This is a genomic window from Bradyrhizobium algeriense, assembly GCF_003062295.1.
In the GTDB taxonomy this organism is placed as follows: Bacteria; Pseudomonadota; Alphaproteobacteria; order Rhizobiales; family Xanthobacteraceae; genus Bradyrhizobium; species Bradyrhizobium algeriense.
The window spans coordinates 147844-163125 of sequence record NZ_PYCN01000005.1 but is presented as its reverse complement, the minus strand read 5'-3'; the positions used below and the strand labels follow the sequence as shown (position 1 = coordinate 163125).

At 63.1% G+C, this 15282-nt stretch carries 13 protein-coding genes and 1 pseudogene; 9 read left to right on the top strand and 5 right to left on the bottom strand.

Going from position 1 to position 15282, the window contains the following annotated elements; all coding sequences use genetic code 11:
• Nucleotides 1-411: 411 nt before the first annotated feature.
• The 3 genes and pseudogenes from C7G61_RS13690 to C7G61_RS13680 form a co-directional block, all read right to left on the bottom strand.
• Complete coding sequence (locus tag C7G61_RS13690; protein WP_108514755.1) at nucleotides 412-840, bottom strand: GlcG/HbpS family heme-binding protein; 429 nt, start codon at nucleotides 838-840, stop codon at nucleotides 412-414.
• A pseudogene (locus C7G61_RS13685) lies at nucleotides 836-3812 on the bottom strand (FAD-binding and (Fe-S)-binding domain-containing protein); the annotation flags it as partial. The pseudogene C7G61_RS13685 and the gene C7G61_RS13690, both read right to left, overlap by 5 nt.
• A gap of 98 nt (nucleotides 3813-3910) precedes the next feature.
• On the bottom strand, nucleotides 3911-4642 hold the full coding sequence (locus tag C7G61_RS13680; RefSeq protein WP_190241799.1) for a GntR family transcriptional regulator: 732 nt from the start codon (nucleotides 4640-4642) through the stop codon (nucleotides 3911-3913).
• A 120-nt stretch (nucleotides 4643-4762) separates the two neighbouring features.
• Between C7G61_RS13680 and C7G61_RS13675 the strand changes: the two genes are divergently transcribed.
• The 3 genes from C7G61_RS13675 (at nucleotide 4763) to C7G61_RS13665 (ending at nucleotide 8142) form a co-directional block, all read left to right on the top strand.
• The gene (locus C7G61_RS13675; protein ID WP_190241798.1) at nucleotides 4763-5965 is read left to right on the top strand and encodes a pyridoxal-phosphate-dependent aminotransferase family protein; all 1203 of its coding nucleotides are present in this window, start codon (nucleotides 4763-4765) and stop codon (nucleotides 5963-5965) included.
• A gap of 143 nt (nucleotides 5966-6108) precedes the next feature.
• Complete coding sequence (locus C7G61_RS13670) at nucleotides 6109-7308, top strand: pyridoxal-phosphate-dependent aminotransferase family protein (RefSeq protein ID WP_108514746.1); 1200 nt, start codon at nucleotides 6109-6111, stop codon at nucleotides 7306-7308.
• A gap of 36 nt (nucleotides 7309-7344) precedes the next feature.
• Nucleotides 7345-8142, top strand: coding sequence for an enoyl-CoA hydratase/isomerase family protein (locus C7G61_RS13665; RefSeq protein ID WP_108514744.1), 798 nt, complete (start codon nucleotides 7345-7347; stop codon nucleotides 8140-8142).
• Nucleotides 8143-8175: 33 nt separating this feature from the next.
• On the opposite strand, the gene C7G61_RS13660 is transcribed toward C7G61_RS13665, so the two are convergent.
• Nucleotides 8176-8505: a hypothetical protein gene (locus C7G61_RS13660; RefSeq protein ID WP_108514742.1), complete on the bottom strand. Its 330-nt coding sequence runs from the start codon at nucleotides 8503-8505 to the stop codon at nucleotides 8176-8178.
• Between the two features lie 706 nt (nucleotides 8506-9211).
• On the opposite strand from C7G61_RS13660, the gene C7G61_RS13650 reads away from it, so the two are divergent.
• Complete coding sequence (locus C7G61_RS13650) at nucleotides 9212-10189, top strand: Bug family tripartite tricarboxylate transporter substrate binding protein (RefSeq protein ID WP_420836760.1); 978 nt, start codon at nucleotides 9212-9214, stop codon at nucleotides 10187-10189.
• Between the two features lie 8 nt (nucleotides 10190-10197).
• On the opposite strand, the gene C7G61_RS13645 is transcribed toward C7G61_RS13650, so the two are convergent.
• Nucleotides 10198-10848 (bottom strand): class II aldolase/adducin family protein, encoded by a 651-nt coding sequence (locus C7G61_RS13645; RefSeq protein ID WP_108514735.1) that lies wholly within the window; start codon nucleotides 10846-10848, stop codon nucleotides 10198-10200.
• A gap of 91 nt (nucleotides 10849-10939) precedes the next feature.
• Here C7G61_RS13645 and C7G61_RS13640 point away from each other — a divergent pair, with 91 nt between their 5' ends.
• From C7G61_RS13640 to C7G61_RS13625, 5 genes are read left to right on the top strand one after another with little or no spacing between them, the layout of a single operon-like run.
• Entirely contained in the window at nucleotides 10940-11815 is an 876-nt protein-coding gene (locus C7G61_RS13640; protein ID WP_108514733.1) for an S-methyl-5'-thioadenosine phosphorylase, read from the top strand.
• Nucleotides 11812-12915 carry an S-methyl-5-thioribose-1-phosphate isomerase gene (mtnA, locus tag C7G61_RS13635; RefSeq protein ID WP_108514731.1) on the top strand — a complete coding sequence of 368 codons (1104 nt, stop codon included), beginning with the start codon at nucleotides 11812-11814 and terminating at the stop codon, nucleotides 12913-12915. Before C7G61_RS13640 ends, mtnA begins: the two co-directional genes overlap by 4 nt.
• Nucleotides 12916-12975: 60 nt before the next feature.
• Nucleotides 12976-13518, top strand: coding sequence for a tripartite tricarboxylate transporter TctB family protein (locus tag C7G61_RS13630; RefSeq protein ID WP_108514729.1), 543 nt, complete (start codon nucleotides 12976-12978; stop codon nucleotides 13516-13518).
• Nucleotides 13519-13528: 10 nt separating this feature from the next.
• Nucleotides 13529-13669, top strand: coding sequence for a hypothetical protein (locus C7G61_RS44590; RefSeq protein ID WP_190241797.1), 141 nt, complete (start codon nucleotides 13529-13531; stop codon nucleotides 13667-13669).
• On the top strand, nucleotides 13669-15180 hold the full coding sequence (locus C7G61_RS13625; protein ID WP_108514726.1) for a tripartite tricarboxylate transporter permease: 1512 nt from the start codon (nucleotides 13669-13671) through the stop codon (nucleotides 15178-15180). The genes C7G61_RS44590 and C7G61_RS13625 overlap by 1 nt, the downstream gene beginning before the upstream one ends.
• The last annotated feature ends 102 nt before the right edge of the window (nucleotides 15181-15282 follow it).

The window sequence follows — 15282 nt, the reverse complement described above, 5'->3', positions numbered from 1 at the left end:
TTCGGCGGCCTCGCGCCACCGTCGAACAATTTCGGCCGTGATGATGTATGCGCCGACAATCAGCAAAATGGCTTCGATCATGACTTGTCCCCGCCAAGGAAGCGCCGCCGATAAACTACAATACGCATGTGTAGTTGCCAAGTCGGCTTTCTACATCCGAAACGAGTTCCAATGACGAGGTTCCCGAAGAGGCGTCCGTTCTTATCTTGAATTGGAGAAGGGCAAATACGAGCAACGTCCTCGGCGCTGCGCGGCTGGCGGCCTTGTATGATCGAGGAAACCAACGTGGGACAGATCCCGGCCGCGATCGAGATCTGACACGGCCCGAGGTTGAGACGCTGCTCGACCGCTGGTTCTTGCCATCAACGCACGAGGCAGTCAGCCAAGATCAATCGGGGGCGTAGAAGACGTTTACCCCACATTCGCTTTCAGTCCGGCGGCTTCGATGCCAGCGACCGCGCAAGCCTCGTCATTGTCGGACGTGTCGCCGCTGACGCCGACGGCGCCGAGCAGGCCTCCATCGCCCTGGATCAGCACGCCGCCGGGCACCGGCACAAGGCGGCCTTGGGCCATCGTGTTCACCGCACTGACGAAGTAGGCCTGCTCCTGCGCGCGCTGGAACAACGCCCGCGACCCCATGCCCATCGCGAGCGCGCCATAAGCCTTGCCGTGCGCGATCTCGGCCCGCATCAGGCTGGTGCCATCCTGCGCCGCCGTGACCTTCACACAGCCGCGGGCATCCAGAATGGTGATGACCAGCGGCTTCAGTTTCTTCTCGACGCCCTTGGCAAGGGCGGCATCGAGAATCTTGCGGGCGACGTCGAGGGTAAGTTCGGCCATGAATAAGTTCCTTTGCGATTGAGTGGGGATTACTGGTTGGGCCGCGCGCTGTCGAGGCTCATCGCGAGCACCTGGGCGACGTGCAGCGCTGCACGGTTCGTGCCATCCTTGATCTGGTGCCGGCAGGAGGTGCCGTCGGCGACGATCAGCGTGGACACGTCGGCTTGGCGTACCGCCGGCAGCAGCGACAGCTCGGCCATCTCCATCGAGGCTTGATAGGTGTCGGCGGCGTAGCCGAACGCGCCGGCCATGCCGCAACAACTGGATTCGATGGTTTCGACACTGAGATCGGGAATGAGGCGAAGTATTTTTTCGACCGGCTTGAACGCGCCGAATGATTTTTGATGGCAGTGGCCGTGAACCAGCGCTTTCGCCGGCATGGCGCCGAGTGGCAGTTTCAGGCGGCCGGCTTCCGCCTCGCCAACCAGAAACTCCTCGAACAGCAATGCGTGTGCGCTGACGGTCTTTGCGTCTTTGTCCGAGCGCAGCGAGAGCAGCTCGTCGCGAAGCGTCAGCAGACAGCTCGGCTCCAGCCCCACGATCGGCACGCCGCGCGCGGCGAATGGGGCGTAAGTCACCACCAGACGATCCAGTTCGCGGCGCGCCTGTTCGACCAGGCCGGCTGAGAGGAATGTCCGCCCGCAACACAGCGGACGGGCGCGGTCGACAGGTCTTGGCATATGCACGCGATATCCGCCTTCAACCAAAACCCGCAAGGCGGCATCGAGATTCTCGCGCTCATAGGCGCGGTTGAAGGTATCGGCGAACAGCACGACCTCATGGCCGTCGGCGGCACCGAAGACCTCGGCGCCGGCCTTGAACACATCGCGGCGGAACGCGGGCAGGGCGCGCTTCGCGCTGATGCCGGCCAACTTCTCGAACAGTGCACGCAGCAACGGACTGTTGTTGCGCCAGTTGGCGAGGGGAGCGAAGCGGGAGGCGAGATCCGCATAGCGCGGCAGATAGCCGACCAACCGGTCGCGTAGCGAAAGCCCATGTTTCTCCGCGCGCGCAGCCAGCACCTCGATCTTCATCTTGGCCATGTCGACGCCGGTCGGGCATTCATGACGGCAAGCCTTGCAGGACACGCAGAGTTTGAGCGTATCCATCATCTCGTCGGAGGCCAGGGCATCCGGCCCGAGCTGGCCCGAGATCGCCAGCCGCAGCGTATTGGCGCGGCCTCGCGTGACGTCCTTTTCGTTGCGGGTCGCGCGATAGGACGGACACATCACGCCGCCCTCGAGCTTCCGGCAGGCGCCGTTGTTGTTGCACATCTCGACGGCGCCCTGAAAGCCGCCGCCGGCGCCGGGATAGGCCGACCAGTCGAGCACGGTCTTCAGCTCATCTATGCGATAGTCCGGCCGATAACGAAACAGCGAACGATCGTCCATTTTGGGCGGATCGACGATCTTGCCGGGATTGAGCAGATTGTCCGGATCGAAGCGCTGCTTGACCTCCCGGAAATCCGCAACGATGCGGGAGCCGAACATCGCCTCGTGAAATTCGGAACGAACCAGCCCGTCGCCATGCTCGCCGGAGTGCGAGCCCTTGTATTCGCGCACCATCTCGAACGTTTCTTCGGCGATGGCCCGCATCGCCTTGACGTCCTTTTCGAGCTTCAAATTGAGGACAGGGCGCACATGCAGGCAGCCTTCAGACGCATGCGCATACATGGTGCCGCGCGTGCCGTGCCTGGCGAAGATGGCGTTGAGCCGTTCGGTATAGTCGGCGAGATGCGGCAGCGGCACCGCGCAATCCTCGACAAAGGAGACCGGCTTTCCTTCCTGCTTCATCGACATCATGACGTTGAGGCCGGAGGTGCGGAAATCCGCGATTGCCGTCTGCGTCGCGGGTTCTATGACGTCGACCACACCACCCCATTTGCGCTGCGGATGGTTCCAGCCGAAGCCAAGGTCTGCCATCAATTCGGAAAGCCGCTTTAGCTTTTGCAGATTGTCGAGCTGATCCTCTTCCGCAAATTCGACGATCAGCAGCGCATCCGGATCGCCGCGCACGGTCGCCTCGATTACGGGCCGGAACATCGCGATGTCACGCCCGAGCGCGATCATGGTGCGATCAACCAGTTCCACCGCGATCGGACGCAGCTTCACCAGATGTTGCGCCGCATCCATCGCCTCGTAAAAACTGCCGAAATGGCAGACACCCAGCACCTTGTTGCGGATGACAGGCCACAGCTTGAGTTCGACCTGCGTGGTGAAGGCCAGCGTCCCCTCGGAGCCGACCAGCAGATGCGCCATGTTGTTCGGCGCGTTGCGCGGCACCAGCGCGTCGAGATTGTAGCCGCCGACGCGGCGCTGCACCTTTGGAAACCGCTCCGATATCTCGGCGGCCTCGCGCTCGCCGAGATCGAGCATGTCACGGAATAGCGCAAGCCCGCTCTGGGGCGAGTTCACCCGCGCCAGATCCCGCGGGACCTCGCCGAAATGCAGAAGCGTGCCGTCGGCCAGCGCCGCATCCATCGATAGCGTGTTGTCGCGCATGGTGCCGTAGCGCAGCGAACGGCCGCCGCAGGAATTGTTGCCGGCCATGCCGCCGATGGTGGCGCGCGAGGCGGTGGAGACGTCGACCGGAAACCAGAGCCCGTGCTTTTTGAGCTGGCGGTTGAGATCGTCGAGCACGATGCCGGGCTCGACCACGCAGGTACGGTTCTCGACATCCAGCGAGAGGATGCGGTTCAGGTGCTTGGAGAAGTCGACGACGATCCCGCCGTTGACCGTCTGGCCACACTGCGAAGTGCCGCCGCCGCGCGGAGTGACGACCAGGCCGTCGTCGCGGGTGATCGCAAGCGCGCGCAGCGCCTCATCGATGGTACGGGGGATCACGACCCCGAGTGGCATGATCTGGTAAAACGACGCGTCGGTGGCGTAGCGGCCGCGGTCGAAGGCGTCGAAAAGGACGTCGCCGGTCAGGTCTGACCGCAGGCGTCGCTCGAGCGTTGAGGCGTTTTTCATCCCAAATCCAAAGCGATCCAAGAGGGCTGTTGTAACCCCTCAACGGGATTATGCACTTTTTACAGGACGAATTACATTATGAATTCATAATCGGCAAGCTAGCTGCCCGCAGTCGCGGCTGCGGTGGCATCCCGTGCCACGGCCAGATGTTCAATGGCTGCGGCTCGCTTGTTGCGCAAGTGCTGGAACAGGATGTCGCTCAGCTCGCTTGCGGCGCGACGGCGCAGCGCATCCAGGATCGCTTCGTGCTCGCGCATGGCTTCGCCCCAGCGCTGCCGCTTGCGCGCGAAATTGGCGGAATAGCGGACGCGGCGGATCCGGCCGGCAAAACTGGCGTAGGCCGAGCGCAGGGTCTCGTTGCGCGCGGCGGCAACAATGCTCTCGTGGATGCGCTGGTTGACCTGAAAATAGCCGTGCATGTCGCTATTGAGGTAATGGCCGTACATCTCATAGTGCAGCCGCTCGATCGCGGCGATTTCCTCGTCCGTGATGGCCTCGCAGGCCAGGCGTCCGGCGAGGCTTTCCAGCCCGGCCATTACGTCGAAAAGCTCCGCCAGATCCCGCTCGCTAAGCTGGCGCACGCGTGCGCCGCGGTTGGGCAGGAGATCGATCAGGCCTTCCGCGGCCAGGACCTTGAGCGCCTCGCGCAGCGGCGTTCTGGAGATTCCAAGCATCTCGCAGAGCTGCCGTTCCGGAACACGTGCACCCTCTGGAATGTTGCCTTCGACGACGTAATCGCGAAGCCGCAGCAGGATTTCGCCGTGAAGCGAGGCCTCCTGGCGGTCGGACTGGGCGATCGGCACCCCGGCTTCGGGAATCGTGGATTTCATTTGCATAACAGTAGTTTGCGGAATCTGCGGCGTCGACGACTAAATCGAATACCAAAATTAGATTGAAAAGGCAAAAAATGAATGCAAAATGGCGCTCAAGGCACTTTTTGGGAGGTTGTCATGCGGCAAGGACGGCATTTTCTGCAGATTCCAGGGCCGAGCCCGGTCCCCGACCGGGTGCTTCGCGCGATGGACATGCCCGTGATCGATCACCGCAGCGCCCATTTCGCCGAACTCGGGCGGGCGGTGCTGGAGGGTAGCCAGCGGATTTTCCAGACCGCTGGACCGGTGATGATCTTCCCGTCGTCAGGGACAGGCGCCTGGGAGGCCGCGATCGTCAATACGCTTTCGCCGGGCGACAAGGTCCTGATGGTGGAGACCGGCCACTTTGCGACCCTGTGGCGCCAGATGGCGGGCCGTTTCGGGATCGAGGTCGATTTCATTGCCGGCGATTGGCGTCGCGGCGCCGACCCCGCCCAGATCGAGGCGAGACTCACAGATGACGCCGAACACGCGATCAAGGCGGTGATGGTCGTCCATAACGAGACGTCGACCGGCGCCACAAGTCGTATCGCCAACATCCGCGCCGCGATCGACCGGACCGGACATCCCGCTTTGTTGATGGTCGACACCATCTCCTCGCTCGGGTCGGTCGACTACCGGCATGACGAATGGAAGGTCGATGTCAGCGTCAGCTGTTCGCAAAAGGGCTTCATGCTGCCGCCCGGCCTCGGCTTCAACGCCATCTCGGAGAAGGCCCGCGCCGCTGCCAGGACCAACCGGATGCCGCGCTCCTATTTCGACTGGGAGGAAATGCTGAAGCCGAACGCGAAGGGCTTCTTCCCGTACACGCCGGCGACAAACCTGCTTTACGGGCTGCGCGAAGCGATCGCGATGCTGCTCGAAGAGGGGCTCGATAATGTGTTCGCGCGTCACCAGCGGCTCGCCGCAGCGACGCGTGCCGCTGTCAATCATTGGGGGCTGGAGGTGCTCTGCCAGGAACCCCAGGAGTATTCGCCCGTGCTGACCGCCGTGCTGATGCCGCCGGGGCACGACGCCGATCAATTCCGCCAGGTCGTGCTCGACAACTACAACATGTCGCTCGGCTCAGGCCTGTCGAAGGTCGCAGGCAAGGTGTTTCGCATCGGCCATCTCGGCGAATGCAACGAGCTCACGCTGCTCGGTGCGTTGACCGGTGTGGAGATGGGCTTGTCGGTCGCAGGCGTACCGCACCGCTCCGGAGGCGTCGATGCCGCGATGAAGTATCTGGAGCAGCGTCCGCAAGGCAATTCCCCGGCGCATCTCAAGGTCGTCGGCAGCTAGCCGGCAGCTCGCGCCTGCCCGGCGGGCGCCGCTCAAGCCCTGCTCCTTATGCATTGACGTGCTGCGTCCGGCGGGCGACAAGCCCGCCAAATGGTGATATTCGAGCGGCTCGAAACGCCAAGGTAATACCGGGAAGGACGCCCATGACCGTGCATACTGGAAGGCATTTTCTGCAGATTCCGGGACCGACCAACGTGCCGGACCGGGTACTGCGCGCGATGGACATGCCGACCATGGACCACCGGGGTCCCGAGTTTGCCGAGGTCGGTCATGCCGTTCTGGCAGCCATGCAGCGGGTATTTCGCACCAGGCAGCCGGTGATCATCTACCCGTCGTCCGGCACCGGCGCCTGGGAGGCAGCCCTTGTCAATACGCTGCAGCCCGGCGACAAGGTTCTGATGGCGGAGACCGGGCAGTTTGCCGTGCTGTGGCGCGGTATCGCCGAGAAGTTCAAGGTCGAAGTCGATTTCCTGCCCGGTGACTGGCGTCACGGCGCCGACCTCGAGCAGATCGAGGCGCGGCTGTCGGCCGACAAGGCGCACAAGATCAAGGCCGTGTGCGTGGTTCACAACGAGACCTCGACCGGCTGCGTCACCCATCCGCAGGAAGTTCGCAAGATTCTCGATCGCGTCAATCATCCGGCGCTGCTGATGGTCGATACCATCTCCGGTCTCGGATCGCTGGAATATGAGCATGATGCCTGGGGCATCGACGTGTCGGTCGCGGGATCGCAGAAGGGCCTGATGCTGCCGCCGGGTCTCGGCTTCAACGCCATCTCGGAAAAGGCGCTTGCCGTGGCGAAGGCAAACCCCGCCATGCGCTCCTACTGGGACTGGCAGGAGGTCATCGCGATCAACAAGGCGGGCACCTGGCCCTATACGCCCGCGACCAATTTGCTGTTCGGTTTGCGCGAGGCGGTCAACATGCTCGAGGAAGAGGGCCTGGAGAATGTCTTCGCCCGGCACAAGCGCCACAGCGCCGCGACGCGCGCCGCCGCCAAGGTGTGGGGCCTCGAAACGCAATGCCAGGAGCAGGGCGCGCACTCGCCCGCACTGACCGGCGTCGTCATGCCGGAAGGCCATGACGCCGATAATTTCCGCAAGGTCGTGCTGGAAAACTTCGACATGTCGCTCGGCACCGGCCTGAACAAGATCAAGGGCAAGGTGTTCCGGATCGGTCATATCGGGCACTTCAACGACCTGATGCTGATGGGCACGCTGTCGGGCGTCGAGATGGGCCTCGATCTCGCCAAGGTGCCGCATCGCGGCGGCGGCGTGCTGGCGGCCATGGACGTGCTCAAGGGACGCGATATCGTATCGATGCCGAAGGCTGCCGTTGCCTGAGATCGTTTGACCGAAACAACAACAGAGAGAGCTGCGATGAACGCTCCGGTAGCTGCGACCGAAGACCTGATTTATTCCGTCGAGGACGGCATCGCCCGGCTGACGTTCAACCGTCCGCAGGCGCGCAATGCGCTGACCTTTGCCATGTACGAGCAGATGGCGGCGATCTGCGAAACCGTCAACAATGATCGCTCGATCAAGGCGATGATCCTGACCGGCGCCGGCGACAAGGCGTTCGCGTCGGGCACCGACATCTCGCAGTTCCGCGCCTTCAAGACCGCGCAGGATGCGCTCGATTATGAAGCGCGGATCGATCGGGTGCTCGGCGCGCTGGAGGCATGTCGGGTGCCGACCATCGCCGCGATTGCCGGCGCCTGCACCGGCGGCGGCGCCGGGATCGCGGCGTGCTGCGACATTCGCATCGGCACCGAAACCACGCGGATCGGCTTTCCGATCGCGCGCACGCTCGGCAATTGCCTGTCGATGTCGAATATCTCCAGGCTGGTTTCGCTGGTCGGCCCGGCGCGGACCAAGGACCTGATCTTCAAGGCGAGACTGGTCGAGGCGCCGGAAGCGCTGGCGCTCGGGCTGCTCAATGAGGTGGTGCCTGATGTCGCGACGCTGCAGCGCCGCGCCGATGAAACCGCGAAGCTCGTCGCCAGCCATGCGCCGATCACGCTCGAGGTCACCAAGGAAGCGGTACGCCGCATCCGGCGGACGCTGACGCGCGACGAGGGCGAGGACCTGATCCTGCGCGCCTATATGAGCGAGGATTTTCGCGAGGGAATGGACGCGTTCCTCAACAAGCGCACGCCGAACTGGAAGGGCAAGTAGTCGAACGGGGCAGCAAGCGGTCAAGACCGCCCACTATGGTCTGGCTGCCTTTTTTGCCAGTTCCATACCCAGGTCGAGCGCCGCGATACCTATTCTGTCTGAGGGGGTTGTGAGGCAACGTTGATCCATCCACGCAATGATCGCGTCGAAGTCGCCGCCGCCAACCATGTCCCGTTCGCCGCTGATGTTCAGGCCGCTGATGAATCCAACCAGCCAGGATTCAAAGCTTCCTTTGACGACCGCATTCTTTTTGCGGTTGGTCCACGCCGTGCAGGTTTGAGAGCCCGCACCGATTATTGAAGAACCGGCGTCCGCGACGGTGGAAAGACAAGCCAGGACCAAACCAATCGCGAACACCTTCATGCTTCCTCGCCGGCGCGTCATTCGTTGGACCGCAGCGCGGTAGGACGGCTACTTTTTAAGACAAAGACCGACGGCCGGACCGGTGCCGCACTTGGCGCCATCGGATGCACCGCCAGACGGGCAGAACACCGACACCAGGTTTTCATTTGCATCGCAACTGACCTCGCCGCTCGCCTGAACCGATCTGATGGAAGCGCTAGCCGGTCCGGGATCGCCTTTTGCGCCGGGAGCGCCCTGCGGTCCTTGTGGCCCTTGGGGACCCTGTGGCCCTTGAGCGCCCTGTTGTCCTTGAGGGCCGGGCACGCCTTGCAAGCCCTGCGCGCCCTGCGGCCCGGCTGGTCCTTGTGGGCCGGCATCCCCCTTCGGTCCCGGATCCCGTCCGCATCCGGCGAGGGTTATCGTCGCGCCCATGAGGACGGTTATCAAAATCCTTCTCATTCAGCTTCTCCCCCTGATTTACCTTGTAGCGTGCATTAAATGGGCCCACTCACAGCCATGCAACGGAAAAGCGGCGAGATTGAATCGGCTGTACGTAGCTACGAACCTCCTGCGGGAAAGATTTGCGCCTCATGCGAAAGTCATAGGGCGGTACATTGCGGTGCAGCTTGAACTCTCGTCGGTTCGCTCGCAAGATGTGGCAAGCAACCAGCCAAGTCTGATTTTACAAAGTCTTGCAAATACATAGGGAAGAAACCTCGTGGGACAGATGCTGAAAGCCGCGGCCGCCTTGACGGCCATGATCGCAAGTACCCCGGCGCTTGCCGCCTGGGAGCCGACCAAGCCGGTTGAAATCGTGGTCGCGGCCGGCGCAGGCGGTGCGTCCGACCAGATGGCGCGGATGATGCAGGCGGCCATTCAGAAGAACAATCTGATGAAGCAGCCGATGGTTGTGTCGCTGAAGGGCGGGGCGTCCGGCGCTGAGGCGCTGATGTACATGAAGTCCAGCGACGGCGATGCCAACAAGGTGCTGATCGCCTATTCGCTGATCTACATGCTGCCGCTGTCGGCGAAGATCCCTTTCAATTGGCGCGACCTGACGCCGGTATCGGTCGTCGCGATGGATCAATTCGTGCTGTGGGACAATGCCGACGGACCGAAGACGGTGAAGGACTTCATCGCGGCCGCCAAGGCGGCAGGCTCGCCGTTCAAGATGGGCGGCACCGGCTCCAAGCGCGAGGATCACGTGCTCACCGTGTTCATGGAGCAGAAGACCGGCGCGAAATTCTCCTATCTGCCGTACAAGTCCGGCGGCGAGGCGGCGACGCAACTGGTCGGCAAGCACACCGAAGCCAACGTCAACAACCCATCCGAAAATCTCGAAGTCTGGCGCGCCGGCCAGGTCCGCGCGCTGTGCGTGTTCGACAAGGAGCGCATCTCCTACAAGACCAAGGTCACCGAAACGCAATCCTGGAACGACATCCCGACTTGCAAGGAGGAGGGGCTCGACGTGCAGTATCTGATGCTGCGCGCGATGTTCCTGCCCGGCAAGGTCACGCCGGAACAACAGGCGTTCTATGTCGACCTGTTCCAGAAGGTGACGCAGACTTCGGAGTACAAGGAGTACATGGAGAAGCAGGCGCTCAAGCCGATCTTCCTCACCGGCAAGGACATGCTGAAGTTCCTCGAGGAGGACGACAAGCTCAACACAGCGCTGATGAACGAAGCGGGCTTCGTCGCGAAATAGGCCGATCGCTATTTGTCGGCAGGACCGTATCCCGCGATCCTGCCGAGAACGTTTTCGATCTCGGCCTTCGGCAGCAGGCGCGGTGTCCCGATCTGCAGGCAGCCGTGGTATTGCCGGGCCAGCGTTTCGACTTCGACGGCAAGCCACATCGCTTTCGACAGCGATGCGCCGACCGCAATCATGCCATGGTGTTCCAGCAGGCAGGCCAGCCGGCCTTCCAGCGCGCGCACGGCGTGCTCCGAAAGTTCCTGCGTGCCGAACGTCGCATAGGGTGCGACGCGGATGGTGTCGCCGCCGGCACACGCGATCATGTAGTGGATCGGTGGAATTTCCAGGCCCATGATGGCGAGGATCGTCGAATAGATCGGGTGGGCATGGACCACCGCATTGATTTCTGGCCGAGCTCTCAGGATGTCCAGGTGAAATCGCCACTCGCTCGACGGCCGCTGGGCGGCATCGTGCGAGCCATCCAGGCCCATGAATACGATCTGCTCGGGCTTCATCGCCTCGTAGGGCGTGCTGGTCGGCGTGATCAGCAGGCCCTCGCCATGGCGCAGGCTGATATTCCCTGATGTCCCCTGGTTGATACCGAGCGCATTCATGCTGCGGCAGGCATCGATGATCGACTGGCGTTTTTCCCGGTCCTTCGTGGTCGGCATTTGAAGACCCCTTGCAACCGCGCGACAATGCTTGATTATTGCGCCGCAGTATAGTCGAACATCTTGCGTGAAATCCTGACTGGGAGAAGTCATGACGCGTGCCGTGCTTGGCATCATCGGCGGATCCGGCATCTACGACCTGCCGGGGGTGGAGGACGTCCGCGAGGAGATCATCAAGAGCCCCTGGGGCGAGCCGTCCGCAGCCCTGACGCGCGGCGTGATCGGAGGCTTGCCGATCGTGTTCCTGCCGCGGCACGGCAAGGGGCATGTGCTGTCGCCCTCCGACATCAACTACCGCGCCAATATCGACGTGCTGAAGCGGGTCGGGGTCACCGACCTGGTTTCGCTGTCGGCCTGCGGCTCGTTCAGGGCGGAGCTGCCGCCCGGCACATTCGTCCTCGTCGATCAGTTCGTCGACCGCACCTACCGGCGCGAGAGTTCGTTCTTCGGCAAGGGCTGCGTTGCCCACGTCTCGATGGCGCATCCGGTGTCGCCGCGGCTGCATGTGCATCTGGCGGCGGCCGCCAAAGCCGAAGGCATCGCGGCGGTGCAGGGCGGAACCTATGTGTGCATGGAGGGGCCGCAATTCTCCAGCCTCGCCGAGAGCCTTACGTATAAGGCGCAGGGCTATTCGGTGATCGGCATGACCAACATGCCCGAGGCCAAACTCGCCCGCGAGGCCGAGATCTGTTACGCCAGCGTGGCGATGGTCACCGATTTCGATTGCTGGCATCCCGATCACGACGCCGTCACCGTGCAGGATATCATTCGCGTGCTGAACTCGAATGCCGGCAAGGCCAAGGGGCTTGTCGCGCGTCTCGCCAGGGATTTTCCGCGCGAGCATGAGCCGTGTCCTGTTGGATCGGACAAGGCGCTCGACACTGCCTTGATCACGGCGCCGGAAGCGCGCGATCCACGACTACTCGCCAAGCTCGATGCGGTGGCGGGAAGGGTGTTGAACTCATGAAGGTCGACGGCCGACATTTTCGCAGCATCTGGCTCGAGGACGACGGCTGGACGGTCGGCGCGATCGACCAGCGGCGATTGCCGCATGAATTCGTGGTGGCGCGCATCGCAAGCGCGGAGGACGCGACCGAGGCCATCCGGTCCATGCTGGTGCGTGGCGCGCCGCTGATCGGCGCTACGGCGGCTTACGGCATGGCGCTCGCCATGCGTACCGACGCTTCCGATGCGCCGCTCGACCGCGCCTATGCCATGCTGCTGGCGGCGCGGCCGACGGCGAGCAACCTGAAATGGGCGCTCGACGAGATGGCGCGCTTGCTCCGGCCATTGCCGGCGTCGGCACGCGTCGCGGCGGCCTACCGGCGCGCGGTCGAAATCGCTGAGGAAGACGTCACGATCAACCAGGGGATCGGCCGGCACGGTCTGGCGCTGATCGAGCAGATCGCGGCGACGAAGCGGCCCGGCGAGCCCGTCAACGTCCTGACCCATTGCAACGCCGGCTGGCTTGCGACGGTCGACTGGGGCACGGCGACGGCCCCGATTTATCTGGCGCATGATCGCGGCCTGAAGGTTCATGTCTGGGTCGACGAGACCCGGCCGCGCAATCAGGGCGCTTCGCTGACCGCCTGGGAACTCGGCCACCACGGCGTGCCGCATACGGTGATCCCGGACAACACCGGCGGCCATCTGATGCAGCATCGCATGGTCGATCTCGCGATCGTCGGCACCGACCGCGTGGCCGCCAATGGCGATGTCTGCAACAAGATCGGGACCTACCTGAAGGCGCTCGCCGCGCACGACAATGGCGTGCCGTTCTATGTTGCACTGCCATCGCCCACCATCGACTTTAGTATCGATGACGGCATCAGGCAGATTCCGATCGAGCAGCGCAGCGCCGACGAAGTGGCGAACATGACCGGCCGCACCGCCGATGGGCGCGTCGAGACCGTGCGCGTGGTTCCCGAAGGCTCGCCTGTGGCCAACTACGCCTTCGACGTCACGCCGGCGCGGCTGGTGACGGGATTGATCACCGAACGCGGCCTGCTGCGCCCGGAGCGTGCTGCACTTGCGAGCGCATTCCCGGAGCGCAGCGCGGGACATTGACGCCGGCGACGTCGGCACGTATCCCCGTTCAGGTCTGTCGTATCGGGGGTCACCGTCTCCATGTCCAATACCGACATCGAAATCGTCGTCGAGGATCCGACCGCACCCGAAGCCGACTCGCCTACGGTGACGAGCGTTCGCGCGGCCGACGTCGTCGTCTGCCTCCTGTTGCTCGCGCTCGCAACGACACTCGGGTACGACAACTGGCGGACGGGAGCCGGTTGGGAATCGACCGGCCCGCAGTCCGGCTACTTTCCGTTTTATCTCTCGATCATCCTCGCCGGCGCCAGCCTCTATGGCCTGGTCGCCGCGTTCCTGTCGCGCCGGGAAGCTTCCGAGGTGTTCGTGACGCGGGCGCAGCTTCGCCGCGTGATGGCGGTGTTCGTGCCGACGGTGCTGTTCTGCCTCGCCATGCAGTTCCTCGGGCTCTATGTCGCGAGCTTCCTCCTGATCGGCGGTTTCATGCGCATGGTCGGCAAGATCGCGCTGTGGAAATCGTTGCTCACCGCCTTGGTGTTCACCGCCGTGATGTTCGTGACCTTCGACATCGCCTTCGACGTCATTATGCCAAAGGGCCCGCTCGAAGCGGCGCTCGGCCGCTAACGGGTTTGGCATGACTCTTTCCGTCATTGCGAGCGAAGCGAAGCAATCCATGGTGCCGCAAAGAAAGCGTGGATTGCTTCGTCGCTTTGCTCGCTTGCGCAAACGCTTCGCGTTTGTCGCAGGCAATGACGAAATACCGGGGATCGATTGATGGAAGCTCTCGGCCTCTTGATGCACGGCTTCGCCGTGCTGCTGACGTGGAAAACGCTGCTGCTGATGATGCTCGGCCTGGTGCTCGGCATTTTCGTCGGCGTGCTGCCGGGGCTCGGCGGTCCCAACGGCGTGGCGATCCTGCTGCCACTGACCTTCACCATGGATCCGACCTCGGCGATCGTGATGCTGTCCTGCATCTACTGGGGCGCGCTGTTCGGCGGCGCGATCACATCGATCCTGTTCAACATCCCCGGCGAGGCCTGGTCGGTCGCGACCACCTTCGACGGCTATCCGATGGCGCAGCAGGGCAGGGCGGCGGAAGCGCTGACCGCGGCCTTCACCTCGTCGTTCATCGGCTCGCTGGTCGCGGTGATGCTGATCACGTTCCTGGCGCCGATGATCTCCTCCTTCGCGCTGAAATTCGGGCCGCCTGAATTCTTCGCGGTGTATCTGCTCACCTTCTGCTCTTTCGTCGGCCTCGGCCGCGAAGCCAAGCACAAGACTGTGATTTCGATGTCGCTTGGCCTCTTGCTCGCCGGCATCGGCATGGACACCGTGTCCGGCCAGTTGCGCATGACCTTTGGTTCGGCGGAGCTCTTGCGCGGCGTCAACTTCCTGGTCGCCGTCATCGGCCTGTTCGGCATCAGCGAAATCCTGCTCACCATGGAAGAGCGGCTTGCGCTGCGCGGCCACGCCGCCGGCATCTCCCTGCGCGTGGTGCTGTCGGTGTGGAAGGATTTGCCGAAATACTGGGTGACGCTGTTTCGTTCTTCGTTCATCGGCTGCTGGCTCGGCATCACCCCGGGTGGCGCGATTGCCGCCTCCTTCATGGGCTACAACCTCGCCAAGCGCTTCTCCAAGGACCAGGACAGCTTTGGCAAGGGCCGCATCGAAGGCGTGTTCGCGCCGGAAACCGCGGCCCATGCTTCGGGCACCGCGGCGCTGCTGCCGATGCTCGCGCTCGGCATTCCCGGCTCCGGCACCGCCGCGATCCTGCTCGGTGGGTTGATGGTGTGGGGCCTCAATCCGGGTCCGTTGCTGTTCGTCGAGCACAAGGATTTCGTCTGGGGCCTGATTGCGTCGATGTATCTCGGCAATGTCGTCGGTCTCGTGTTGGTGCTGACGACGGTGCCGATCTTCGCCTCGATCCTGCGCGTGCCGTTCGCAGCGGTCGCGCCCATGATCGTGGTGTCCTGTGCGATCGGCGCCTACGCGATCCAGAACGCGATGTTCGACATCTGGCTGATGCTGGGCTTCGGCGTCGTCGGTTACGTGTTCAAAAAAATCGGCATTCCCTTGGCGCCGTTCACGCTGGCGCTGGTGCTCGGCAACCGCGCCGAGGATGCGTTCCGCCTGTCGATGATCGGCTCCGGCGGCGACATGAAGGTGTTCTGGTCGAACGGTCTCGTCGGTTCGATCACCACGCTCGCGATTGTGCTGTTGTTTTGGCCTGTCATCGATTGGGCGTTCGGCAGCGTCACGCGTATGTTGCGGCCGGCGAAGGCGTAGCGTTTCACCGTCATTGTCTGCGATAAACGCGAAGCGTTTGCGCTAGTCTAGATCTTGTGTTTTCGGATGGAGCGGGCCCCATTTCTACTTTGCATGGGGTTG

What these genes read in the sequence shown, in the direction of transcription:
- C7G61_RS13690 (WP_108514755.1), bottom strand. Translation starts at nt 840, where the DNA reads ATGGCCGAACTTACCCTCGACGTCGCCCGCAAGATTCTCGATGCCGCC.
- C7G61_RS13680 (WP_190241799.1), bottom strand. Translation starts at nt 4,642, where the DNA reads ATGAAATCCACGATTCCCGAAGCCGGGGTGCCGATCGCCCAGTCCGAC.
- C7G61_RS13675 (WP_190241798.1), top strand. Translation starts at nt 4,763, where the DNA reads ATGCGGCAAGGACGGCATTTTCTGCAGATTCCAGGGCCGAGCCCGGTC.
- C7G61_RS13670 (WP_108514746.1), top strand. Translation starts at nt 6,109, where the DNA reads ATGACCGTGCATACTGGAAGGCATTTTCTGCAGATTCCGGGACCGACC.
- C7G61_RS13665 (WP_108514744.1), top strand. Translation starts at nt 7,345, where the DNA reads ATGAACGCTCCGGTAGCTGCGACCGAAGACCTGATTTATTCCGTCGAG.
- C7G61_RS13660 (WP_108514742.1), bottom strand. Translation starts at nt 8,505, where the DNA reads ATGAAGGTGTTCGCGATTGGTTTGGTCCTGGCTTGTCTTTCCACCGTC.
- C7G61_RS13650 (WP_420836760.1), top strand. Translation starts at nt 9,212, where the DNA reads ATGCTGAAAGCCGCGGCCGCCTTGACGGCCATGATCGCAAGTACCCCG.
- C7G61_RS13645 (WP_108514735.1), bottom strand. Translation starts at nt 10,848, where the DNA reads ATGCCGACCACGAAGGACCGGGAAAAACGCCAGTCGATCATCGATGCC.
- C7G61_RS13640 (WP_108514733.1), top strand. Translation starts at nt 10,940, where the DNA reads ATGACGCGTGCCGTGCTTGGCATCATCGGCGGATCCGGCATCTACGAC.
- mtnA (WP_108514731.1), top strand. Translation starts at nt 11,812, where the DNA reads ATGAAGGTCGACGGCCGACATTTTCGCAGCATCTGGCTCGAGGACGAC.
- C7G61_RS13630 (WP_108514729.1), top strand. Translation starts at nt 12,976, where the DNA reads ATGTCCAATACCGACATCGAAATCGTCGTCGAGGATCCGACCGCACCC.
- C7G61_RS44590 (WP_190241797.1), top strand. Translation starts at nt 13,529, where the DNA reads ATGACTCTTTCCGTCATTGCGAGCGAAGCGAAGCAATCCATGGTGCCG.
- C7G61_RS13625 (WP_108514726.1), top strand. Translation starts at nt 13,669, where the DNA reads ATGGAAGCTCTCGGCCTCTTGATGCACGGCTTCGCCGTGCTGCTGACG.